Origin of the sequence: Saccharothrix sabaoui (genome assembly GCF_051756985.1) — a bacterium.
In the GTDB taxonomy this organism is placed as follows: Bacteria; Actinomycetota; Actinomycetes; order Mycobacteriales; family Pseudonocardiaceae; genus Actinosynnema.
Genome location: NZ_JBPKJK010000075.1, coordinates 20,291 through 42,200 on the forward strand (window position 1 = coordinate 20,291; position 21,910 = coordinate 42,200).

Consider the following 21,910-nt stretch of genomic DNA (forward strand, 5'->3'; position numbering starts at 1 on the left):
GTCGTCAAGGAGGTGGCAGATGAGCCGAGCCAGGCGTGCGTTCGTCACGGCCCTGGTGGCGCCGCTGGTCGGCCTCGCCCTCGTGCAGGGCGAGGCCGCAGCGGCCCCGAACTTCCAGTTGCCGTTCCCGTGCAACCAGGTGTGGGAGGGGCAGACCCGCACCAACCACAGCCCCGCCAACTCGGTGGACTTCAACCGGGCCAACGACGACGGCGACCCCGTGGTCGCCTCGGCGGGCGGCACCGTGACGCGGGTGGCGAACGAGGGCAGCACCAGCTACGGCCGCTGGGTCGAGATCGACCACGGCGCCGGCTGGCGCACCCGCTACGCGCACCTGTCCGTGCAGCGGGTCAGCGTCGGGCAGGCCGTGCGGATCGGCCAGCGCATCGGCGACGTCGGCACGACGGGCGGTTCCAGCGGTCCCCACCTGCACTACGAACAGCGGCTCAACGGCGTCGACCAGAAGATCCGGTTCAACGGGACGCAGATCCTGTACTGGGGCACGCGCAGCTACACGAGCCGGAACTCGTGCGGCACCAGCGGCGTGACCGGCACCATCGGCACCGACAGCGGCGCCTCGGTGACCGTCCGCTCCGGTCCCGGCACGTCGTACGCGGCGGTCGGGTCGGTCGCCGACGGCGCGACCGTGACCATCAGCTGCCAGACCACCGGCACCACGGTCACCGGCAAGTACGGCACCACCAACCTGTGGGACAGGATCGGCTCGGGTTACGTCTCCGACGCCTACGTGTACACAGGTTCGGACGGTCGGGTCGCCCCCGACTGCTGAGTTCCCGCAGGTCGCCGGCCGCTCCCGCCCCGCGCGGGAGCGGCCTTTTCCGAGTTGTCCACAGGTCGGCCCTCCCGCCCGCCGCCGACCGGCCGCTTGCCCCACAGTCGTGGCATGACCAACGACCTGCTCCCCACGCCCCGCGTCCAGGACCCGGGCGACCTGATCGCCGCCCTCCCGCACCTGCTGGGCTTCCACCCGGTCGACTCGCTGGTGCTGCTGGCCCTGGAGGGCCCCTCCGTGGCCGTGACGCTGCGCACCGACCTGCCCCCGCCGGACCGCGTGCGCGCCGTGGTCGGCCAACTGATGACCCCGCTCGCGCGCTGCCACCGCGCCACCGCGGTGGCCGTCGTGGTCGGCGGCGGCTCGGGCGACCCGCCGGGGGACCTGCCGCACGACCGCCTCGTCGACGAGCTGGACGACGGCCTGCACGCGGTGGGCGTGCCGCTGGTGCTCGCGGTGTGGACCGCCGCGACCGCGGCCGGCGAGCCGTGGTTCGACTACCACGACGCGGGCACCCGCGGCACCGTCCCGGACCCGACCGCCACCACCCTGGCCGCCACCTCGGCCGCCCAGGGCTTCGTGACGTTCGCCAGCCGTGCCGCGATGGCCGAACTGCTGACCCCCGACCCGCCGGAGGTCCTGGCCCGCCGGGCGCGGCTGCTCGACCGCCGCGCCACCGACACCGCCCCGCCCACCGACGAGGCCCTCCAGTCCCGCCACCGCGAGCTGGTGCGGGCCGAGGTCGTGCGGGCGGCGACCAGGAAGCGCCCCCTGACCGACGAGGAGGTGGCCGACCTGGCCCACGCCCTGTCCAACCCGTGGGTGCGCGACGCGAGCCTGGCCCACTGCACGGGCGAGCACGCCCGCGGCGCCGAGGACCTCTGGCTGGAGCTGACCCGCGCCTGCCCGGCCCCGGAACGCGCGGAACCCGCGACCCTCCTCGCCTTCTCCGCCTACCTGAGGGGGTTGGGCACCCTGGCGGCGCTGGCCCTGGACCGGGCCGAACAGGCCCACCCGGGCCACCGCCTCGCCGAGCTCCTGAGAGCGGCCCTGGACACCGCCCTGCCCCCGGACACCCTCCGCGGGCTGGCCGACCAGGCCGCCGCCGACCACCCGCCCCCGCCGGCCCCGCTCACCTCGGCCACCCCGCCGTCCCCGCCGGAGGTGACCTGACCCCTCACCGCCCGGTGCGTGACCGACCAGGCCGCGACGGCCTCCGGTGCGGACCGGTCGATCACCGACCCGCACCGGGGAGCCCCGTCGGGGGGCGTACGACCTAGACCAGGTCCGGGCGCACCCACTCCTCGCCGAGCACGTGCTCGGCGAGGAACGCGAAGATCGTCTCGTACCAGACCTTCGAGTTGCCCGGCGTCAGGATCCAGTGGTTCTCGCTCGGGAAGTACAGGAACTTCGCGGGCACGCCGTGCCGCACCAGGTCGAAGTACAGCCGCTGCCCCTCGCCGATCGGGACGCGGTAGTCCTTGTCGCCGTGGATCACCAGCATGGGCGTCCTGATGTCCGCGACGCGCAGGTGCGGCGAGTTGGCGCGCACCCGCTCGTCCTGCACGAGCGGGTCGCCCATCTCGCGGATCCAGTAGTACGAGTCGTCCGTGGTGCCGGTGAACGCGTCCAGGTGCCACAGCGACGCGTGCGTCACGATCGCCTTGAACCGGTCGGTCTGGGTGGCGATCCAGTTCGCCATGTACCCGCCGAACGACCCGCCCATGGCGGCCGTGCGCGTCTCGTCGACGTCGTCGCGCCGCACGACGACATCGGTGATCTCCATCAGGTCCGTGTACGGCTTCGCGCCCCACGACGCCCAGCCGGCGCGCACGAAGTCGTGCCCGTAGCCGGTGGACAGCGCCGGGTCCGGCAGCAGCACGGCGTACCCGCGCGCCGCCATCAGCCACGGGTTCCAGCGCCAGCTCCACCCGCTCCAGCTCATCACCGGGCCGCCGTGCACCCACAGCAGCAGCGGCGCGGGCCGCTCGGCGGAGGCGCCGGTCGGCAGCACCAGCCACGCCCGCACGGTCCGCCCGTCGGCCGCGGTGGTCTCGACCTCGGTCAGCGTGCCGGGCAGCGACTCGACCTCGCCGGGCGCGGGCAGCGGCACCGGCTCCTGGTCCGCGCCCGACGCCGACAACCGCACCGGCCGCGGCGGGTGGTCCCACGCGCTGCGCAGCGCGTAGACGGAGCCGCCGTCGGGGCTGACCCGCACGTCGGTGTACGCGCCGGACGCGGTCAGCTTCACGACCTCGCCGGACGCCAGGTCCAGCCGCCAGATCGGCTGGTGCCCCCGGTGGCTGCTGGTGAAGTACACCGCCGACCCGTTCGGGCTCACCACCGGGTGCTCGGGCTCCTCCGGGAAGTCCGCCGCGAGGTCGACCGCGTCGCCGTCGAGCGGGATGCGGACCAGGGTGTTGGTCCACGGCTCGTCCGGCGTCGAGTCGAACGCGCGCACCGCGACCACGCCCGACGAGTCGGGCAGGAAGACCGGCTGGAGGAACGAGTGGCCCTCGCGCTCGGCCAGCACGCGGGTCGACGAGCCGTCCGCCGCCGACAGCCGCAGCCGCACGCGCCTGCCGTAGGCCGGGCTCACCTCGACGCTCTCGGTGTGCACGACCCACCGGCCGTCCGGGCTGATCGCCGGCGAGTCGTCCAGCCGCGCCGACGCGTTCGGCGTCAGGTCGACCAGGCCGGCCGCCGGGTCGAGGCGCGGGCTGTCCACGCCGACCGGGGCCGAGGTGGTCAGCAGCCGGGGGAAGCAGGGGCCGAGGTCGGCGTCCCAGTGCCTGACCGGGTAGGACTCGTGCAGGATCGCCGTCACGCCGGCGTCCTCGCGGGCCTTGCGCAGCTCCTCGTCCTGCTCGCCGAACCCGACGCCGGGGTGCGCGCCCGACGCCAGCAGCACGGTGCCCGCCTGCCGCGCCACCGCGAACTCGGCCACGCCGCCGGCGGGCCGGAACAGCTCACGGGCCTCGCCGGTCGGCGGCAGCAGCCACAGCGCCGCCTTGTCCTTGGCCTTGCCCTCGTTCGGCTTCGCCTCCTGGTCGGGCCGCGACGACACGAACAGCAGCCCGCCGTCGGGCGTGAACGCGGGCGCGCCCTCGCCCTTCGCGCCGCGGGTCAGCCGCCGCGCCGGCCGTTCGCCGGTCGGGTCGACCTCCCACAGCGCGCCCTGCCACGCCTTGCCGTCCGGTGACGGCGAGGACACCACCGCGACGAGCCGCGCGCCGTCCGGCGACAGCGCCAGCGACGACACCCGCGGCATCCCGTTGTACGAGGTCAGGTCCCCGAACCCGGCCTCGGTGATCTTGCCTGTCATCACGCCCCCTGTAGTGACCGGGTGAACTCCCACGCGTCGTTCACGATGCCGGCCAGGTCAACGCGCTCGGGCTTCCACCCCAGTTCGGTGCGCGCCCGCTCGCTGGAGGCCACCAGCACGGCGGGGTCGCCCGCGCGCCGGGGCGCCACGGCCGCCGGGATCGGGTGGCCGGTCACCTCCCGGCACGCCTCGACGACCTGCTTGACCGAGAAGCCCAACCCGTTGCCCAGGTTGTAGATGCGGTGCTCGCCCGCCGCCGCGTGCTCCAGCGCCAGCAGGTGCGCGTCGGCGAGGTCCACGACGTGGATGTAGTCGCGCACGCAGGTGCCGTCCTCGGTGGGCCAGTCCTCGCCGTACACCTGGATCCGCTCGCGCTGCCCGAGGGCGACCTGGAGCACCAGCGGGATCAGGTGGGTCTCCACGCCGTGCCGCTCGCCGAAGCGGCCGTAGGCGCCCGCGACGTTGAAGTAGCGCAGGCTGACCGCGGCCAGGCCGTGCGCGGCGGCGTAGGAGGTGATGGCGTGGTCGATGGCCAGCTTGGTCGCGCCGTAGGTGTTGGTGGGGCGGGTCGGCGCGGTCTCGGCGATCGGCACCTGCTCCGGCTCGCCGTAGGTGGCGGCGGTGGAGGAGAACACCAGGCGGGGCGTGCCGTGCTCGCGCATGGCGTCCAGCAGCCGCAGCGAGGTGACCACGTTGCCGTGCCAGTACTTCGCGGGGTCCTGCATGGACTCGCCGACCAGCGACTTGGCGGCGAAGTGCAGCACGCCGTCGAAGCCCGCGCCGCCCACGCCTGCGGCGAGCACCTCGCCGATCGCCTCGTCGATGCCCGCCTCGACCAGCCGGGCCCCGTCCGGCACCGCGTCCGCGTGCCCGGTGGACAGGTCGTCCAGCACGACCACCTCGTGCCCGGCCTCCACCAGCCTGGCCGCGCAGACGCTGCCCACGTACCCGGCGCCGCCCGTGACGAGCAACTTCACCCTTCCAACCCCACCTTCGCCTCGATGATCAGTACGTCCGCGCGCGGGTCGCGTTCGACGCCCCCGCGCGCGGTAGCGGTCCGTGCCCCGGTACCGGCGGTCCCGCTTCGTCCGGCCCGCGTCAGCGGTCCTGTCCCGCGTCAGTGGTCTCGCCCCACGTCAGCGGTCCTGTCCCGCGTCAGCGGTCCTGTCCCGCGTCAGCGGTCCCGGCCCGCGCCCGCCGAGGGCACGGCGGTGAACGTCCTCGGCGCGGTCCAGCCGTGCTCGGCGAACGCCGACCGCACCCGGGCCACGACCTCGTCGTGCCGGTCGACGGGCACCAGCGCGATGGCCGACCCGCCGAACCCGCCGCCCACCATGCGCGCGCCCAGCGCGCCCGCCGCCTTCGCCGCGTCCACGGCCGCGTCCAGCTCCGGCACGGACACCTTGTAGTCGTCGCGCAGCGACGCGTGCGACGCGTCCAGCAGCGGACCCAGCTCGGCGAGCCGGCCGGTGCGCAGCAGCTCCACCGCCGCCAGCACCCGCTCGTTCTCGGTCACGACGTGCCGCACGAGCGGTCGCAGCCGGTCGGGCAGCCGGTCCAGCGCGCCGTCCAGCTCGGCGACGTGCACGTCGCGCAGCGCGGGCACGCCCAGCAGCCCGGCCGCCTCCTCGCAGCCCGCCCGGCGCGCGCCGTAGCCGCCGTCGGTGTGCGAGTGGTTGGCCCGGGTGTCCACGACCAGGACCTCCAGGCCGTGCGCGGCGGCGTCGAACGGCACCTGCTCGGCCTTGAAGGAGCGCACGTCGAGGAACAGCACGTGCGCCTCGGTGCAGCACAGCGACGCGGTCTGGTCGAGCAGGCCGGTGGGCGCGCCGACGAAGTCGTTCTCGGCGCGCTGCACCCAGCGCGCCACCCGCGGCAGGTCGTCGGCCGGGCGGCCGGCCAGGTCCAGCAGCGCGAGCGCCACCGCGCACTCCAGCGCGTGCGACGAGGACAGGCCCGCGCCGGCGGGCACGTCGCCCGCGATCACCAGGTCGGCGCCGCCCGTCACGCCCTGCTCGCGCAGCGCCCACGCCACCCCGGCCGGGTAGGCGGCCCAGCCGGGCACCCCGCCGGGCTCCAGGTCGGCGACCGCGACGGGCTCGGCCCGCTGCACGCCGCCGTCGTCACCGAGCGTGGCCACGTGCAGCATCCCGTCGTCGCGCGGGGACGCGGCGACCGCGGTCCGGTGGGGCAGCGCGAACGGCAGCACGAAACCGTCGTTGTAGTCCGTGTGCTCCCCGATCAAGTTCACCCGACCGGGCGCGGACCACACGCCGGCCGGGGCGTCGCCGCGCAGCCGCTCGAACGCGCCGGACGCGCGGTCCGCGGGCTCCTGCCGGCCGCGCGACGTCGCGTCGGGCGTCACCGGGCCTGCACCAGCACGGCGTGCGCCACCGCGGGGTCCAGCTCGGCGACCGTGCCGTTGCCGCGCACCTGCACGACCCGGGCACCGCCCATCGAGTCGACCTCGACCGTGCCGCCCGGCACCACGCCCGCGGCCTTCAGCTCGGCCATCAGGTCGGGGTCGAGCTGCACGTGCTCGGCGATGCGGCGCACCTCGACGTGGCCGCCGCCGCGGCGGGCCACCTCGTCGATGCGCACCAGGTCGGCCTCGGCGGGGGGCGCGGGCTCGCCGTCGCCCAACTTGTCCAGACCGGGGATGGGGTTGCCGTAGGGCGAGGTGGTGGGGTTGCCGAGCAGCTTCACCAGCTTGCGCTCGACCGCCTCGCTCATGACGTGCTCCCAGCGGCACGCCTCGCTGTGCACGTGCTCCCACTCCAGGCCGATCACGTCGACCAGGAGGCGTTCGGCGAGCCGGTGCTTGCGCATGACCGCGACGGCGAGGTTGCGACCCTGTTCGGTGAGCTCCAGGTGGCGGTCGTCGGCGACGACCACGAGGCCGTCGCGCTCCATGCGCCCGACGGTCTGGCTCACCGTCGGGCCGCTCTGGCCCAACCGCTCGGCGATGCGGGCGCGCAGGGGCACCACACCTTCTTCTTCGAGCTCGTAGATAGTGCGGAGGTACATCTCCGTCGTGTCGATGAGGTCGTTCACACCCGCTCCCCTTCGTATGGCGTCAATGCTAGTCGGCCGGTCACGGGTGCAGGATGGTGCCGTGCATCCACTGATCAGCACCGAAGCCCTGGCCTCCGCGCTGGACGGCGCGCGAGTCCCGGTCGTGCTCGACGTCCGCTGGCGGTTGGGCGGACCCCCGGGACGTCAAGACTACGAGGTCGGGCACGTTCCCGGCGCCGTCTACCTGGACCTGGACACCGAGCTGGCCGCGCCCCCCGGCGCCGGGGGGCGCCACCCGCTGCCCGAACCGGCCGTCCTCCAGGCCGCGCTGCGGTCGGCCGGCGTCCGCGAAGGTCACCCGGTCGTGGTGTACGACGCCGCCGACGGGTCGGTCGCCGCGCGCGCCTGGTGGCTGCTGCGCTGGTCAGGTCACCCGGAAGTGGCGGTCCTGGACGGCGGGTTCGCGGCGTGGACCGCGGCCGGCCTGCCGGTCGCGACGGACACCCCGTCACCCGAACCGGGCGACATCACCGTGCGCCCCGGCGCGATGCCGACCCTGACCGCGGACGAGGCCGCCGACTTCGCGCGGAGCGGGGCGCTGCTCGACGCCCGCGCGCCCGAGCGCTACCGCGGCGAGACCGAGCCGGTGGACCCGCGCGCCGGGCACATCCCGGGTGCGCTGAACGCGCCCACCTCGGGGCACACGTCCGGGGGTCGCTGGCTCGCGCCGGACGCGCTGGCGGAGCGCTTCGCGGGGCTCGGGGTGACCGGGGGCACGCCGGTCGCGGCCTACTGCGGCTCGGGCGTGACGGCCAGTTCGGTGGTGCTGGCCCTGGAGGTGGCGGGCGTGACCACCGCGGACGCCCCCGCGCCGCTGTACCCGGGCTCGTGGTCGGAGTGGTCGAACGACCCCGCCCGCCCCGCCGCGACGGGCGACACCCCGTAACCGGCCCCGAGAGTCCAACGTCCAGCCCCCGAGAGTCCAACGCCCGGGTCCCCTGAGTTCTGCGCTCAGGACCCGGGCGCCGGACCGACCGTCAGGCGTTGGGGATCTTCTCGAAGCCCTTCGTGGCCAGCTTGAGGGCGATGGCGCACGGGTCGATCTCGTCGATCGGCGTCACGCTCGCCAGGAACGCCGGGGTGATCTCGTCCGGGTCGTCGGTCAGCATCACGATCACCGAGCAGTCGCCGCCGCTCTCCTTCACCTCGTACGCGGTGTTGCCGCCGACCTCGATGGTCCGCGCCTCGCCCTCGTACTCGGCGAACGTCACCATGAACAGCACCACCGCGAACGGGTCCTCGGTGCTCTGCACGCAGCCCTTCTCGCCACCCTTGGCGGCGCCGACGGCCGCGGCGACGTCCTCGGGCGTGAGGATGTCGCAGTCCTCGTAGCCCTCGGTCTTCTTCTTGGTGGCGATCTTCACGTCACCGCTCGGCTTCTGCCCGCCCGTCCCCGGCGCGCTCGGCTCGACCTTGCTCGGCTTGGTCGCGGACGGCTTGCCGGGGACGCTCTTGTCCGTGCTCTTCTCCGCGGCCGAGCCGCCGCCGGCCGCGGCCAACGGCTTGCCCGCGACCGTGGTGGCGCACGCGGACAGGCCGAGCGTGAGCGCCAGGGCCAACGCGGCCGTCAGGGCGGGAACTCGTCGCAGGTGCATGTCGTCTATGACCTCGTTCCGACGTGCGGGGTTCCATCCTCGATGGTCGCAATCCTGCCCGCGTCGTCACGCGAGACTCTAAGTGCACCGGGCACACCCCCACGGCCAGGGCGACCAACCTGTGATCACACGCCGCCGCGCCCCCTGGGCTAGGTTTCGTCGCATGGGCGCGGACAAGGGCAGGGTGGGCGGGACGGGGACGGCCGCGGTCGTCTGGGACGAGTCCTTCCTGGCGTACGACCTGGGCGGCGACCACCCGCTCAACCCCGTGCGGCTGGACCTGACCATCCGGCTCGCCGCGTCGCTCGGCGTGCTGGACGGCGTGGACCTCATCTCGCCGGCCCCGGCCACCGAGGCCGACATCGAACGCGTCCACGAGCCGTCCTACCTCAACGCCGTGCGGGCCGCGCCGATGGCGGGCTGGGACGTCGGGCACGGCCTGGGCACCGCCGACAACCCGGTGTTCGCCCGCATGCACGAGGCATCGGCGCTGGTCGTGGGCGGTTCGCTGGCCGCCGCGCGGAAGATCGCCTCCGGCGAGGTGGACCGGGCGGTGAACATCGCGGGCGGCCTGCACCACGCCATGCGCGACCACGCGGCCGGGTTCTGCGTCTACAACGACTGCGCGGTGGCCATCTCGTGGCTGCTCGACCAGGGCTTCGAGCGGATCGCCTACGTCGACACCGACGTGCACCACGGCGACGGCGTGCAGGCCGCGTTCTACGACGACCCGCGCGTGCTCACCGTCTCGCTGCACCAGAACCCGCTGAGCCTGTGGCCCGGCACCGGCCGGCCCTCCGAACTGGGCGGCGCCGGCGCGGAGGGCACGAGCGTCAACCTGGCCCTGCCGCCCGGCACCGGCGACGCGGCGTGGCTGCGGGCGTTCGAGGCGACCGTGCCCGCCCTGCTGCGGGCGTTCCGGCCGCAGCTGCTGGTCACCCAGTGCGGCGTGGACACCCACCGCGAGGACCCGCTGGCCGACCTGGCGCTCACCGTGGACGGCCACCGCGCCGCGTACCGGCGGCTGCGCGAGCTGGCCGAGGAGGTCGCGGGCGGCAAGTGGCTCGCGCTGGGCGGCGGCGGGTACGAGCTGCTGCGCGTCGTGCCCCGCAGCTGGACGCACCTGCTGGCCACCGTGCTGGACCGGGACGTCGACCCGAACGCGCCGCTGCCCGCCGACTGGGTCGCGCACGCCGCCGGGCTCGCCCCGGACCGGCCCCTGCCGACGTCGATGACGGACGGCTCCGAGACCGGCTTCACGCCGTGGGGCGGCGAGGTGGACACCCCCGTGGACGTCGCGGTCCGCGACACCCGGCGGGCGTTGTTCCCGCTGCACGGCCTGGACCCCGAAGACCCCAGGGACTGACCCGTGGACGAGACCGACGCGAACGCACCGGACCCGTACGACTACCCCCGGCACTGGGAGGCCGACGTCGTGCTCAGCGACGGCGGCACCGTCCACCTGCGCCCGATCACCCCCGACGACGCCGAGAAGCTCCTCGCGTTCCACGGCAGGCTGTCCGAGCGGACCCGCTACTTCCGCTACTTCGGCCCCTACCCGCGGATGCCGAAGCGGGACCTCGACCGGTTCAGCACCGTGGACCACGTCGACCGCGTCGCGTTCACCGCGCTGCTGGGCGACGACATCGTCGCCGTCGGCCGCTACGACCGGCTCGGCGGCGGCGGTTCGGCCGAGGTGGCGTTCGTCGTGGAGGACGTCCACCAGGGCCGCGGGCTCGGCTCGATCCTGCTGGAGCACCTGGCCGCCGCCGCGCGCGAACGCGGGCTGAGCCGGTTCACCGCCGAGGTGCTGGCCGAGAACGGCCAGATGGTGCGGGTCTTCCGGGACGCGGGCTACAAGGTCAGCCGCGCCTTCGAGGAGGGCGCGCTGCACCTGGAGTTCGACATCGACCCCACCGAGGCGTCGGTGGAGGTGGCCCGCGCCCGCGAGCAGGCCGCCGAGGCGCGCAGCGTGCACAACCTGCTGCACCCGCGGTCGGTGGCGGTGATCGGCGCGTCGACCGACCAGACCAAGATCGGCCACGCCGTGCTGGCGAACCTGCTGACCGGCGACTTCAGCGGCCCGGTGTACCCGGTGAACGCCGAGCACCGGTCCGTGCGGGGCGTGCGCGCCTACCCGTCGGTGCTGGAGATCCCCGACGACGTGGACCTGGCCGTGGTCGCCGTGCCCGCCGCGCGCGTGGACGACGTCATGGACGCCTGCCTCGCCAAGGGGGTGAAGGCGCTGGTCGTGGTCACGTCGGGGTTCGGCGAGACGGGAGGCTCGGGGCTGAGCGCCGAGCGCAGGCTCACCGCCGAGGCCCGCGCCCACGGGATGCGGGTCGTCGGCCCGAACGCCCTGGGCGTGCTCAACACCGACCCGGCCGTGCGGCTGAACGCCACGCTGGCGCCGAGGCTGCCCGTCCCCGGCCGCACCGGGTTCTTCTGCCAGTCCGGTGCGCTGGGCACCGCGATCCTGGCGACCGCCGCCGAGCGCGGCCTCGGCCTGTCCACGTTCGTCTCCGCGGGCAACCGCGCCGACGTGTCCGGCAACGACCTGCTCCAGTACTGGGAGACCGACCCGGCGACCGACGTGGTGCTGCTGTACCTGGAGTCGTTCGGCAACCCGCGCAAGTTCGCCAGGCTGGCCCGCCGGCTGGGCCGCACCAAGCCGATCGTGGCGGTGAAGTCCGGCCGGCACGCCGTCACGCCCGCGCTCGCCGCCACCTCCGTGCCGGTGGACGAGGCGAGCGTGCAGGCGCTGTTCGAGCAGGCGGGCGTGATCCGGGTGGAGTCGCTGGCCCAGCTGTTCGACACCGCCCTGCTGCTCGCGCACCAGCCGCTGCCCGCCGGGCCCCGGGTGGCCGTGGTCGGCAACTCGACCGCGATCGGCCTGCTGGCCGCCGACACCGCCCTCGCGCAGGGCCTGGAGCTGGCGGGCGACCCGGTGGACGTGGGCTCGCAGGCCGGGCCCGAGGCGTTCGCCGCCGCCGTGAAGACCGCCCTGGACGACCCCGGCGCGGACGCCCTCGTCGTGGTGTTCGTGCCGCCGCTGGCGGTGCCCGGCGCCGCGTTCGCCCGCGCGCTGCGCGACGTGGTGCGGGGCAACACCGCCAAGCCGATCGCGTCCACGTTCCTCGCCGTGGAGGGCGTGCCCGCCGAACTGGCCGTGCCCGGTCCCGGCGGCGCGCCCGGCCGCGGCTCCGTGCCGTCCTACCCGAGCCCGGAACGGGCGGTGCTCGCGCTGGCCAGGGTCACCCGGTACGCGCGCTGGCGGTCCGCGCCCCAGGGCCGCTTCACCCGCCCCGACGGCATCGACCCCGAGGCGGCCCACGCCCTGGTCGACGCGCTGGTCGACACCCTGGGACCGGACGGGACCGGACCGGACGGGGCGGGCGAGGTCCGGCTCGACGACGACACCGCCGTGCGCCTGCTGGCCTGCTACGGCGTCGAGGTCGTGCCGTTCCGGGTGGTCGGCTCCGCCGACGACGCGGTGCGCGCCGCCGGGGAGCTGGGCTACCCGGTGGCCCTCAAGTCGACCGACGACCGGCTGCGGCACCGCACCGACCTGGTGGGCGTGCGGCTGGACCTGTCCGCCGAGGAGGCCGTGCGCAGCGCGTACGCGATGCTCGCCGAGGTGTCCGATCGGCGGGACGTCTACGTGCAGCGGATGGCGCCCAAGGGCATCTCCTGCGTGCTGGGCCTCCAGGACGACCCGTCGTTCGGCACGCTCGTCTCGTTCGGGTTGTCCGGGCTGGTCAGCGACCTGCTGGGGGACCGCGCGTACCGCGCCGTGCCGCTGACCGACGCCGACGCGGCGGCGCTCGTGCGCGCACCCAAGGCCGCGCCGCTGCTCGCGGGCTACCGCGGTGACGAGGCGGCGGACCTGCCCGCGCTGGAGGACCTCGTGCTCCGGCTCGCCGCGCTCGCCGAGGACCTCCCCGAGGTGCGCGAGCTGGCCCTGGAACCGGTGCTCGCCAGCGCCGCCGGCGCCTACGTCAGCAGCGCCCGCGTCACGCTCGGCCCGCCGCCGTCGAGGCACGACACCGGTCCGCGCCGGCTGCGCCCACCCGGTGGCGCGCGCTGACCGCGTTACCGGGAACGCGATCTTGTTGCGCAACCGTCACGCTTGACCGATCCAATGCCGCCCGCCGTCCTGCGCCTATGGACGGAACCCCTTTCCGCGCCTAGGTTCCGTCCATCCCGAGGAACCGCATGACAAGGGGAAGAATGGCACTGGCACCGTTGCGCGCCCTCGTGGCGACGTGTTCCGCCGCGCTCGTTTTCGCCTCGTGCTCCTCCGGTGACGGCACCACCGTCGCCGGCCGGGCGAGCGGCTCCGAGAAGTTGACCATCGCCGTGGCCTACGACCAGCCAAGACTCGGCATCCGCCGGCTCGACGGCACGTTCCGGGGCTTCGACGTCGACGTGGCCCGTTACGTGGCCAAGGAACTCGGTGTGGAGGAATCGGGAATAACGTTCACCGAAGCACTTCCGTCGGAGCGCGAGAAACTCCTCACGGAGGGCAAGGTCGACCTCGTCGTCTCCAGCTACTCCATCACCGAGAAGCGCGAGGAGGTCATCGACTTCGTGGGTCCGTACTTCATCGCGGGGCAGGACCTCCTGGTGCGGTCGACCGATGTCCGGATCACCGGACCGGAGTCGCTCGACGGGCTCAGGCTGTGCTCGGTCGCCAACACCACCTCGGCCCAGTTCGTGCGCGACCGGTTCGCGCAGTCCGTGGAACTGGTCGAGTACCCCAACTTCAGCGACTGCGTGACCGCCCTGCTCGCCGAGCAGGTCGACACCATGACGACCGACGACGTGATCCTCGCCGGGTACGCCGCGCAGAACCCCGAGCTGCTGAGGGTGGTCGGCAAGCCGTTCAGCGAGGAGCGCTACGGAATCGGGATGCGGCGCGGCGACCCCACCAGCAAGGCGAAGGTCGCGGCGGCCGTCCGGAAGATGATGGACAGCGGCGAGTGGCGCAAGTCCCTGGAGGCCAACGTGGGCGACTCGGGCTACGCCATCCCGGACCCGCCGGAGCCGGTCGGGTGATCTGGGACCCACTCCGATAGCGGTCTGACCGGCGCGGACACCTGCGTAGGCTCGCTGCGTGCCCGCATCGCATTTCGCGCCCCACTACCGCGCGGACGGTCCCGTCCGCGCCGGTATCCCCGAGCACGGTCGGATACCGCGGTACTACGCGGTCAAGACCGAGCTGCTCTGGCTCGTCGACGCGCTGGGGGAGGGGGCGGCGCTGCCGTCGGAGCGGGAGCTGGCCGAGCGCTTCTCCGTGTCGCGCGTGACGCTGCGCCAGGCGGTCGGCGAACTCGTGCTGGAGGGCAAGTTGCAACGCCGCCAGGGCAGCGGCACGTTCGTCGCGCCGCCCAAGCTGGTGCAGCCGTTGTCGCTGGTCAGCTACACCGACGGGATGCGGCGGCAGGGCGTGGCCCCGGCGCGCAGCGTGATCACCGTGGAGCACCTGCCCGCCGACGAGGTGCTGGCCCGCGACCTGCGGGTGGAGCGCGGCGACGCGGTGGTGCACCTGGAGCGGGTGCTGCTGGCCGACGACGAGCGGGTGGGCCTGGAGTCGACCTACCTGTCGGCGGCGCGGTTCCCGACGCTGCTCGACGTGTTCGACCCGACCACGTCGCTGTACGCGTGCCTGCGCGACCGCCTCGGCGTGGTGTTCGCCGAGGCGGAGGAGCGGGTGGAGACGGTGCTGGCGACGCCGCGCGAGGCGTTGCTGATCGGCACCAACCCGGCGCTGCCGATGCTGCTGCTGCACCGCGTGTCCCATGACGACGACGGCAACCCGATCGAGCGGGTCCGCTCGCTCTACCGGGGCGACCGGTTCAGCTTCATGGCGAGCCTGCGCGCCGAGTGACCCGTCGATCGTCCACTGTGGATGATCCACGGCGGTTCGGCGGTCCGGTATTCCCCCTCGCGGGGGTCGACGGGGCGGGTGGCGCCGAACACCGCCCGCGAACCGCCCGTTGGCAGGAATTTGCTTCCGCCCCCGCGGAGGTACCGTTGACTGCCACAGGGACGTGAGTCCTCCTCAGCCCCGCAGCGGCGCGGGACGGACCGGGGGTGGCACCGTGACGTTCAAGGAAGAGTTCCTGTCGGAGCTCGAGGACTGCCTGCGCGGGTACGGTGCCGTGCCGGTGCTGAACCCCAACGCGCTCGCCCGCTTCATCGACTACGTGCGGCGGCTGTCGGACGACGACCCGAGGCTGCGCTGCCTGGGCGGCGTCGACCAGGGGTCGGGCTCGTTCTGGAACAACCCCGCCGTGTGGTGGGAGCTGGTGCCCCGGTTCGGGGTGGCCTCGGCGGACTGCCGCGAGCTGCTCGACCGGATGCTCGACGAGGCGGTCAGCGACGAGGTCGAGGTGCTGGAGATGGAGATCCGGGAGCTGCCCAGGGGCGGGGAGCTGTAGGCGGACCCGGAACACCCGGAACACCCGGTGGAAATGAAACACCCGTTGTGCACCTGGGTCGCCAGATGCACAACGGGGAGACCGTCGTCAGACCGACAGCAGCCGGTCGAAGAACGAGCGGTAGCGCTTCAGGGCCTGGCGCAGTTCCTCGGTCTCGACCTGCTCACCCTGCTGCCACTGCCCCTCCAGGGAGCGCTTGTGCTCGGCGAACGTGGTGGCCAGCGACTGGATGACCTGCGCGACGAGTTCGTCGGCGCGCTGCACCGCCTCGCGCGGGTCGTCGACGAAGTCCGCCTGCAACGCCCGCCACTCGTCCCGGTAGTTCGTGGCGTCGTCGGTGGTGAACAGCGGCGCGTCGGAGGCGGTCACGGCCACCGGCGAGTGCTCCACCGGGGCCGCGCCGACCTCGCCGGCCGCGGTCTCGTCGATGAACTCGTCGTCGGTCGTCCTGTCATCGGTCGTGCCGTCGTCGGTCGTCCTGTCGGCGGTGGTCCCGTCGGCGGCGACCGGCTCGGCGTCGTACCGCTCCTGGTCGGTCAGGTGCGGCTCGGCCACGTCGCGGTCGGACGGCGTCTGCTCGACCGGCTCGCGCCCGTCGTACCCGCCCGTGGCGTCCTGCTCGCGCCACTCGCGGCTCGTGTCCGCGTCGTGGCCGGCGGTGCCGTACCCGGCCGTGTCGTGGCCTGCCGTGTCGTGCCCGGCCCTGTCGTGCCCCGGGAGGTCGTGGCCGGCGGCGTCGTCCCGCGTGCCGCCGTGCCCCTCCGCCGTGCTGTCGGTGTGGGTGCTGTCGGTGTGCTTGTGCGGGGACGCGAAGTCCTCCGTGGTGAGGCGCTGCTCGGCCATCACCGCGCTCCTTCCCGGCGTTCGCCGTCCTTGCGGTTGCCCAGCAGGTCCTCGAACAGGGTCCGGTAGTGGACCATCGCGGTGCGGAGGTCCTCGGTCGACGCCTCACCGCGGTCCTGGCGCCGGCGGATCTCGTGCGCGTCGCGGTAGTGGCCCAACGTGTTCGCGTGCTCGACCGACAGCAGCGACACCCGCTTCTCGTACTCCTCGGTGGGGTAGCCGCGCTCGGCCATCAGGTCGGTGACCAAGCGGTCCGCCTGGCCCACCGCCGCCGACGGCTCGTCCACGAACTGCTCCTGGATGGTGGTCCAGTTGCGCGCGTAGGCCTCGCGCGTCCCCGGGTCGAGGGGGCGCAGTTCGAGCTTGGCGTGCTCGCGCTCCCGCTCGGCCAGTTCGCGTTCGGCGGCCGTCCGGTCGCCCTTGCCCTCCAGCGCCCGGTCGTACTCGGGCCCGAACTTCGAGCGCAACCTCTTGCGCTGCAAGGCGGACCGGACCAGGAAGGCGCCCACGCCCACTACGACCAACACTATGAGGATCACGCCGATGACGACGCCGGTGGACATCTCTGCCTCCTCGGGGCTTGATGTCCCCGGACTACCCATCGCGCCTCTCGCTCGAAACCTGAACGGCTATCGGGAAACCGCCTTGCGGTACTGGCGGATCGCCAGCGGCACGAAGACGGCGAGGAACACCACGACCCAGATCAGCGTCGCCGCCACCGGGTGCCGCAACGGCCACGCCTGCGCCACCGGCATCAACTCGTTGGTGTTGCCGAACAGCTCGCGCGCCGCGGCGGTCACCGCCGACACCGGGTTCCACTCGGCGAACACCCGCAGCGGACCGGGCAGGTTGCTCTCCTGCACGAAGGTGTTCGCGATGAACGTCAGCGGGAAGATCACGATGAACGAGGCGTTGTTGAACACCTCCGGGCTGCGCACCATCAACCCGACGATCGCCATGCCCCACGACAGCGCGTAGGCGAACAGCAGCAGCACCGCGAACCCGGCCAGCGCCTCCAGCGGCGACGAGTGGATGCGCCACCCGACGGCCAGGCCGGTCAACGACATCACCACGATGACGAGCACGTTGTTCAGCAGGTCCGACGTGGTCCGCCCGATCAGCACCGCCGACCGCGCCATGGGCAGCGACCGGAACCGGTCGATCACGCCCTTCTGGATGTCCTCCGCCAGGCCCGAGCCGGTGATCGTCGCGCCGAACACCACGGTCTGCGCGAAGATCCCCGCCATCAGGAACTCGCGGTAGTCCATGCCCGGCACGTCGATCGACCCGCCGAACACGTAGGCGAACAGCAGCACGAACATGATCGGCTGCAACGTCGAGAACACCAGCAGGTCCGGGACCCGCTTGATCTTGATGAGGTTGCGCTTGGCGACGACCGCGCCGTCGCCCAGGGCCTCCGTGAACGCGCTCATGCCCCTTGCTCCCCCTGCTCCTTCTCGGTGTTCGCGACGTTCTCGGTGGCGTGCCCGGTCAGCGAGAGGAACACGTCGTCCAGCGTCGGCCTGCGCAGACCGACGTCGAGCACCTTCACCGCCTCCGCGTCCAGCCGCCGGATGCCGTCCACCAGCACGTCCGCCCCGCCCGACACCGGCACCGTCAGCCGGTGCCCGCGCTCGTCCACCACGATCTCGCCCACCGCCAGCGGGGCCAGCGCGGACTTCGCCGTCAACGCGTCCTGCGCGCCGGCCACGGTCAGCTCCAGCCGTTCACCGCCCACCTGGGCCTTCAGCTCGTCGGCCGTGCCCAGCGCGATGACCCGGCCGTGGTCGATGACCGCGATCCGGTCCGCCAGCCGGTCGGCCTCCTCCAGGTACTGCGTGGTCAGCAGCAGCGTGGTGCCGCCCGCCACCAGCGCGGAGATCACGTCCCACATGCCGAGCCGGCTGCGCGGGTCCAGGCCCGTGGTCGGCTCGTCGAGGAACAGCACCGCCGGTTCCGCCACCAGCGCGCCCGCCAGGTCGAGCCTGCGCCGCATGCCGCCCGAGTAGCCCTTCACCGGCCGGTCGCCCGCCTCCACGAGGTCGAACACCTCCAGCAGCTCGCGCGCCCGCTCCCGGCTGCGCCGCTTGCCCAGGTGGTACAGCCTGCCCACCATGTCGAGGTTCTCGAACCCCGTCAGGTTCTCGTCGACCGCCGCGTACTGGCCGGACAGCCCGATCCGGCGGCGCAGCTCCTTCGCGTCCGCGACGACGTCCAACCCGGTCACCGTCGCCCGGCCCTCGTCCTGCTCCAGCAACGTCGTCAACACCCGCACCGTCGTGGTCTTGCCCGCGCCGTTCGGCCCGAGCAGGCCCATGACGGTGCCCTCCGGCACCACGAGGTCGAGACCGTCGAGGGCCACCACCGACCCGTAGCGCTTGACCAGTCCCTCGGCCACTATCGCGTCTGCCATCGGGCCATCATGGACCGGGGGTCCGACGATTTCAGGTGGATTGCCGGATGTTCCCGGCGGGCTAACCTCATCGGGTGCCCGATCTGATCCGCCGTGCCGACCCGACCGACCTGCCCGCGCTGCTGCCCCTGGTGCGGGAGTTCTACGAGGTGGACGAGCACGCGTACGACGAAGGCGTCGTCACCGCCGCCCTGGGACCGCTGCTGCGCGACGACGCGCACGGGCAGGTGTGGCTGTTCGACACCGGCTACGCGGTGCTCACCTGGGGCTACTCGCTGGAGTCCGGCGGGCGGGACGCGCTGCTCGACGAGTTCTACGTGCGCAACCGCGGCGACGGCGTGGGCGGCGCGGTGATCGCCGAGCTGGTCGAGCGGGCACGCGGAGCCGGTGCCCGCAAGGTGTTCCTGGAGACCGAGGACCGCAACGAGGCCGCGCGCCGGTTCTACCGGCGGCACGGGTTCGCGGACGAGGCGTCGACCTGGCTCAGCCGCGAGCTGTAGCGGGTCGGCGGGCGCCTCGCCGACCGCGTGGGGCCGCTCAGGTCAGCAGCAGCCCGTACCGCAGCACTCGCACTCGCAGTCCACCCCGTTCACCCCCTCTCCTCGGCCGGCGGGCACCACGTGCCCGGCCGGATGTCCGGGCAGCGCCCGGCGGGCAGGTCCCGCACCATCCCCGCCAGCTCGGCGCGCAGCGCGGTGAGCCGCGCCAGTTCCGCGTCCAGCTCGGCGATGTGGCGGTGCAGGAGTTCCTCGGCGGGCTCGCACGGGCACACGCCCGTGTCGCGCACCGCCAGCAGGCCGGCGATCTCGCGCAGGGTCAGCCCGAGGTGCTGGCACCCCCGCACGAACCGGATGCGCTCGACCGCGTCGCGCGGGTAGGCCCGGTACCCCGAGGCCGTCCGCGGCGGCGGGTTCAGCAGCCCCGCCCGTTCGTAGTACCGGACGGTGTCCGGTCGGACCCCCACCGCCTCGGCCAGTTCCGCAACGCGCATGGCCCGACGGTAGACCTTGGAGCGCACTCCAAGGTCAAGCCGCGGGCGGGCGGCCGTCCACCTCGCGCGGCGGGGCCGCGCACATGTGGCCGAACCGTAGTCCGAGCCGATCACGCCCCTCGACGCCCGGAACGCGCGCCCCCGGCCGCCGGCTACGTCCCCCGCCACCGCCGGTCGCCCCCTCTTGCTCCCGGGCCCGATCACCCCCGTGCAGCCGTCGTCACGGACGCCCCGCTGCCGGCGGTAACCGACCGTCAGGGCTGTTCACCGCAGGTCCGGGAGTTGCGGTGGTGCGCCGCCACCGGGAGCGGGCCGGTGGGGTCGCGCGGCGTGGCGCACGTCGCGAGCGCCCATCCCGCGATCGCGCGCACCCCGCCGGCAGGAGGCATTTTATGGGGATGAATATGCACCATATAGCGCTTGATCACGCGAACCGGCGGCGACGGGCGGGGCACTAGGGTGTTCGCAGTTCTTTTCAGCGAGGAGTGTCCCGCATGGCAGCCGTCCAAACCCGACGCAAGCGCAAGCTCGGCCAGTTCCTGAACGCCCTGCGCAAACGTGCCGGCAAGACCGAGGTCGACTACCACGCGCTCACGCGCAAGACGCAGTCCACGCTGTCCCGGATGGAGAACGGCTACATCAGTCCGAGTTGGACCGAACTGGGCGCGCTCCTGGGCCTGTACGGCGCCACCGACGCCGAGCGCCGCGAGGCCGAGGCCCTCTGGGAGGACGCCAAGCAGGACGGGACCCGGCTGGTGTACGCGGCGGCGTACACACCGGAGGCGCGCACCTACGCGCGGCAGGAGGCCGACGCCACGGAGGTGCGCACGATCGAGATGATCGTCATCCCCGGGCTGCTCCAGACGCCCGCGTACGCCGCCGCCATCCGGCTCGCCGGGCAGCGGTTCATGGACGCCGCCGTGTCGGCGGAGCAGGTCGCCGCGGCGCTCGCGAACAGGCAGCGCCGACTGCCCGGCCTGCGCCTGCACGCCGTGATCGACGAGGCCGCCCTGCACCGCGTCGTGGGCAGCCGCGACGTCATGCGCGAGCAGTTGTCGCATTTGCTCGAGATGGGGAAGCAGGACAACATCACCATCCAAGTGGTCCCGTTCGGCGCCGGTGCCCACGGGACCATGTCCGGAGGCGGCGCGACTGCCCTCCGCTTCGAGGACAGCGACCCTTCAGCCGTGTACCTGGAGTACGCGGGCGGTGGTAAGTGGGTGGACAATCGCGCCGATGTGCAAAAGTACCTGCTGCACTTCGAGGAAATGGTGAACGAGGTCGCCCTGTCGCCCAAGGACTCGGCCTCGTTGATCAGAAAAATGGCAACGGCACTGAAGGACACATGATCAACGACAAGACGTGGCGCAAGAGCACCCACTCCGGCGCGGGCAACAACTGCGTGGAGCTGTCCGTGGCCCGGACGTCCACGAGCGTCCGGGACAGCAAGCGGCCCGAACCGCAGCTGACCTTTGCGGACCGTCCTTTCCGGGCGTTCCTCACACTCCTCCGACAAACCTGACCGTCACCGCCGAGCCGCCGTCCGCTCCCGGTGTTCGCGGTCACCGCGGCGCCGTGAGCGGCGGCGATGGCGCGACCCGGCCCGCGGAACGGTCCCTCCACCCCGGGTGGTCCGCCCCCGACCCCCGTCGCCCCGACCGCCTCGGTGGCCGCACCCGCCCGCCGCCACCCGCCGCCATCCGCCGCCGCCCGCCGGAGCACGTGCCCAGTCGTGCCGGACGGCGGAGCAGGGGTCCGGTCAACCACCTCGTTCTCGCCACCGGCCAATGCGAGCAGTCCGCGATGAGCCATTCGTGTGGCGCGTTCACAGAAGTTCCACTCCCAGTTGTTTCGCATCCCCCGGTGCGTCCGGTCGGGTGACGAAAACTTCGATGAGTGCTCGTTTCACTGCTAAGGGTGTCCGCATTTCACGCGAAGCGCCCGCGACGAACCCCGCTGCCCGCCGAAAGCGCGGTCGAACCGGTGGAGCGCCGCGTTGAAAGTGTCGGTGGGTCCCACCCACCGAGAACCACCCGAATGCCGGCCCGACCACACCCGCGAGGAGCAACCCCACAACCCCGGGAGTGAGCGACAGTTCCCCATCTCCGCCCAGCGGGCCCCGTGGTCCGCCGGTGGGTTTCCCCGTCCACACAGGACCGGCCCCGTCCCGACGACCTCGTGCACCCGGTCGGCACCGCCTCGTCGGGTGCTGACGGACCCGACGAGGCGGCGGGACGGCGACGACGGCGAGCGCCAGTGTGCCCCACCCGAACTCCGAACCACACCGTCGTGGACGCACGACCCGTCGGGAGCACCGGCGACTCGTACGTCCGCACCGCGAGAGTCGTACGTTCAGGACCCCTGAGTTCCGCGTTCAGGTCAGAGGCGGGTGGCGCGGGTGGCGCGGAGGGGGCGGGCGGTCGCGGTTCGCT

General features: G+C 73.4%; 21 protein-coding genes. 11 read left to right on the forward strand and 10 right to left on the reverse strand.

The features are described 5' to 3' along the window. The first annotated feature begins 19 nt into the window (after positions 1-19). Both ACR807_RS23000 and ACR807_RS23005 read left to right on the forward strand, forming a co-directional pair. On the forward strand, positions 20-790 hold the full coding sequence (locus ACR807_RS23000; RefSeq protein ID WP_438923452.1) for a M23 family metallopeptidase: 771 nt from the start codon (positions 20-22) through the stop codon (positions 788-790). 114 nt (positions 791-904) lie between these two features. Continuing rightward, complete coding sequence (locus ACR807_RS23005; RefSeq protein ID WP_438923453.1) at positions 905-1,966, forward strand: DUF4192 domain-containing protein; 1,062 nt, start codon at positions 905-907, stop codon at positions 1,964-1,966. Positions 1,967-2,069: 103 nt separating this feature from the next. Here the strand turns inward: ACR807_RS23005 and ACR807_RS23010 are convergent, their stop codons facing one another. From ACR807_RS23010 to ACR807_RS23025, 4 genes are all read right to left on the reverse strand, one after another. Continuing rightward, positions 2,070-4,118, reverse strand: coding sequence for a S9 family peptidase (locus tag ACR807_RS23010; protein WP_438923454.1), 2,049 nt, complete (start codon positions 4,116-4,118; stop codon positions 2,070-2,072). Next, complete coding sequence (gene galE, locus ACR807_RS23015) at positions 4,118-5,095, reverse strand: UDP-glucose 4-epimerase GalE (protein ID WP_438923455.1); 978 nt, start codon at positions 5,093-5,095, stop codon at positions 4,118-4,120. Before galE ends, ACR807_RS23010 begins: the two co-directional genes overlap by 1 nt. Before the next feature lie 197 nt (positions 5,096-5,292). Next, positions 5,293-6,483 carry a galactokinase gene (gene galK / locus ACR807_RS23020; RefSeq protein WP_438923456.1) on the reverse strand — a complete coding sequence of 397 codons (1,191 nt, stop codon included), beginning with the start codon at positions 6,481-6,483 and terminating at the stop codon, positions 5,293-5,295. Beyond that, positions 6,480-7,172 (reverse strand): iron-dependent transcriptional repressor DtxR, encoded by a 693-nt coding sequence (locus ACR807_RS23025; RefSeq protein WP_438923457.1) that lies wholly within the window; start codon positions 7,170-7,172, stop codon positions 6,480-6,482. The genes galK and ACR807_RS23025 overlap by 4 nt, the downstream gene beginning before the upstream one ends. Before the next feature lie 61 nt (positions 7,173-7,233). Between ACR807_RS23025 and ACR807_RS23030 the strand changes: the two genes are divergently transcribed. Next, positions 7,234-8,079: a sulfurtransferase gene (locus ACR807_RS23030; RefSeq protein WP_438923458.1), complete on the forward strand. Its 846-nt coding sequence runs from the start codon at positions 7,234-7,236 to the stop codon at positions 8,077-8,079. Positions 8,080-8,170: 91 nt separating this feature from the next. Here the strand turns inward: ACR807_RS23030 and ACR807_RS23035 are convergent, their stop codons facing one another. Then, positions 8,171-8,788 carry a hypothetical protein gene (locus tag ACR807_RS23035; protein WP_438923459.1) on the reverse strand — a complete coding sequence of 206 codons (618 nt, stop codon included), beginning with the start codon at positions 8,786-8,788 and terminating at the stop codon, positions 8,171-8,173. Between the two features lie 163 nt (positions 8,789-8,951). Between ACR807_RS23035 and ACR807_RS23040 the strand changes: the two genes are divergently transcribed. The 5 genes from ACR807_RS23040 to ACR807_RS23060 all read left to right on the forward strand — a co-directional run bounded on the left by ACR807_RS23040 (position 8,952) and on the right by ACR807_RS23060 (position 15,231). Beyond that, on the forward strand, positions 8,952-10,154 hold the full coding sequence (locus ACR807_RS23040; RefSeq protein ID WP_438923460.1) for an acetoin utilization protein AcuC: 1,203 nt from the start codon (positions 8,952-8,954) through the stop codon (positions 10,152-10,154). Between the two features lie 3 nt (positions 10,155-10,157). Continuing rightward, positions 10,158-12,875, forward strand: coding sequence for a bifunctional acetate--CoA ligase family protein/GNAT family N-acetyltransferase (locus tag ACR807_RS23045; RefSeq protein ID WP_438923461.1), 2,718 nt, complete (start codon positions 10,158-10,160; stop codon positions 12,873-12,875). 143 nt (positions 12,876-13,018) lie between these two features. After that, a complete protein-coding gene (locus tag ACR807_RS23050; RefSeq protein WP_438923462.1) occupies positions 13,019-13,846 on the forward strand; it encodes a glutamate ABC transporter substrate-binding protein in 828 nt (275 codons plus the stop codon). Positions 13,847-13,904: 58 nt separating this feature from the next. Next, positions 13,905-14,678: a GntR family transcriptional regulator gene (locus ACR807_RS23055; protein WP_438923463.1), complete on the forward strand. Its 774-nt coding sequence runs from the start codon at positions 13,905-13,907 to the stop codon at positions 14,676-14,678. Between the two features lie 214 nt (positions 14,679-14,892). Continuing rightward, the gene (locus ACR807_RS23060; RefSeq protein WP_438923464.1) at positions 14,893-15,231 is read left to right on the forward strand and encodes a hypothetical protein; all 339 of its coding nucleotides are present in this window, start codon (positions 14,893-14,895) and stop codon (positions 15,229-15,231) included. Between the two features lie 87 nt (positions 15,232-15,318). On the opposite strand, the gene ACR807_RS23065 is transcribed toward ACR807_RS23060, so the two are convergent. From ACR807_RS23065 to ACR807_RS23080, 4 genes are all read right to left on the reverse strand, one after another. Next, positions 15,319-16,074 carry a hypothetical protein gene (locus ACR807_RS23065; RefSeq protein ID WP_438923465.1) on the reverse strand — a complete coding sequence of 252 codons (756 nt, stop codon included), beginning with the start codon at positions 16,072-16,074 and terminating at the stop codon, positions 15,319-15,321. Next, positions 16,074-16,637 carry a hypothetical protein gene (locus tag ACR807_RS23070; RefSeq protein ID WP_438923466.1) on the reverse strand — a complete coding sequence of 188 codons (564 nt, stop codon included), beginning with the start codon at positions 16,635-16,637 and terminating at the stop codon, positions 16,074-16,076. Before ACR807_RS23070 ends, ACR807_RS23065 begins: the two co-directional genes overlap by 1 nt. Positions 16,638-16,703: 66 nt before the next feature. After that, on the reverse strand, positions 16,704-17,507 hold the full coding sequence (locus ACR807_RS23075) for an ABC transporter permease (protein ID WP_438923467.1): 804 nt from the start codon (positions 17,505-17,507) through the stop codon (positions 16,704-16,706). After that, positions 17,504-18,487: an ATP-binding cassette domain-containing protein gene (locus ACR807_RS23080; RefSeq protein WP_438923468.1), complete on the reverse strand. Its 984-nt coding sequence runs from the start codon at positions 18,485-18,487 to the stop codon at positions 17,504-17,506. Before ACR807_RS23080 ends, ACR807_RS23075 begins: the two co-directional genes overlap by 4 nt. Before the next feature lie 74 nt (positions 18,488-18,561). On the opposite strand from ACR807_RS23080, the gene ACR807_RS23085 reads away from it, so the two are divergent. Further along, positions 18,562-18,987 carry a GNAT family N-acetyltransferase gene (locus ACR807_RS23085; protein ID WP_438923469.1) on the forward strand — a complete coding sequence of 142 codons (426 nt, stop codon included), beginning with the start codon at positions 18,562-18,564 and terminating at the stop codon, positions 18,985-18,987. 89 nt (positions 18,988-19,076) lie between these two features. Here the strand turns inward: ACR807_RS23085 and ACR807_RS23090 are convergent, their stop codons facing one another. Beyond that, on the reverse strand, positions 19,077-19,478 hold the full coding sequence (locus ACR807_RS23090; RefSeq protein WP_438923470.1) for a heavy metal-responsive transcriptional regulator: 402 nt from the start codon (positions 19,476-19,478) through the stop codon (positions 19,077-19,079). Between the two features lie 494 nt (positions 19,479-19,972). Between ACR807_RS23090 and ACR807_RS23095 the strand changes: the two genes are divergently transcribed. Together ACR807_RS23095 and ACR807_RS23100 are read left to right on the forward strand one after the other, a co-directional pair. Beyond that, positions 19,973-20,827, forward strand: coding sequence for a helix-turn-helix domain-containing protein (locus ACR807_RS23095; protein WP_438923471.1), 855 nt, complete (start codon positions 19,973-19,975; stop codon positions 20,825-20,827). Further along, complete coding sequence (locus ACR807_RS23100; RefSeq protein WP_438923472.1) at positions 20,824-21,000, forward strand: DUF397 domain-containing protein; 177 nt, start codon at positions 20,824-20,826, stop codon at positions 20,998-21,000. Before ACR807_RS23095 ends, ACR807_RS23100 begins: the two co-directional genes overlap by 4 nt. Positions 21,001-21,910: the final 910 nt, after the last annotated feature.

What these genes read in the sequence shown, in the direction of transcription:
- ACR807_RS23000 (WP_438923452.1), top strand. Translation starts at nt 20, where the DNA reads ATGAGCCGAGCCAGGCGTGCGTTCGTCACGGCCCTGGTGGCGCCGCTG.
- ACR807_RS23005 (WP_438923453.1), top strand. Translation starts at nt 905, where the DNA reads ATGACCAACGACCTGCTCCCCACGCCCCGCGTCCAGGACCCGGGCGAC.
- ACR807_RS23010 (WP_438923454.1), bottom strand. Translation starts at nt 4,118, where the DNA reads ATGACAGGCAAGATCACCGAGGCCGGGTTCGGGGACCTGACCTCGTAC.
- ACR807_RS23035 (WP_438923459.1), bottom strand. Translation starts at nt 8,788, where the DNA reads ATGCACCTGCGACGAGTTCCCGCCCTGACGGCCGCGTTGGCCCTGGCG.
- ACR807_RS23040 (WP_438923460.1), top strand. Translation starts at nt 8,952, where the DNA reads ATGGGCGCGGACAAGGGCAGGGTGGGCGGGACGGGGACGGCCGCGGTC.
- ACR807_RS23050 (WP_438923462.1), top strand. Translation starts at nt 13,019, where the DNA reads ATGGCACTGGCACCGTTGCGCGCCCTCGTGGCGACGTGTTCCGCCGCG.
- ACR807_RS23065 (WP_438923465.1), bottom strand. Translation starts at nt 16,074, where the DNA reads ATGGCCGAGCAGCGCCTCACCACGGAGGACTTCGCGTCCCCGCACAAG.
- ACR807_RS23070 (WP_438923466.1), bottom strand. Translation starts at nt 16,637, where the DNA reads ATGTCCACCGGCGTCGTCATCGGCGTGATCCTCATAGTGTTGGTCGTA.
- ACR807_RS23075 (WP_438923467.1), bottom strand. Translation starts at nt 17,507, where the DNA reads ATGAGCGCGTTCACGGAGGCCCTGGGCGACGGCGCGGTCGTCGCCAAG.
- ACR807_RS23080 (WP_438923468.1), bottom strand. Translation starts at nt 18,487, where the DNA reads ATGGCAGACGCGATAGTGGCCGAGGGACTGGTCAAGCGCTACGGGTCG.
- ACR807_RS23090 (WP_438923470.1), bottom strand. Translation starts at nt 19,478, where the DNA reads ATGCGCGTTGCGGAACTGGCCGAGGCGGTGGGGGTCCGACCGGACACC.
- ACR807_RS23095 (WP_438923471.1), top strand. Translation starts at nt 19,973, where the DNA reads ATGGCAGCCGTCCAAACCCGACGCAAGCGCAAGCTCGGCCAGTTCCTG.
- ACR807_RS23100 (WP_438923472.1), top strand. Translation starts at nt 20,824, where the DNA reads ATGATCAACGACAAGACGTGGCGCAAGAGCACCCACTCCGGCGCGGGC.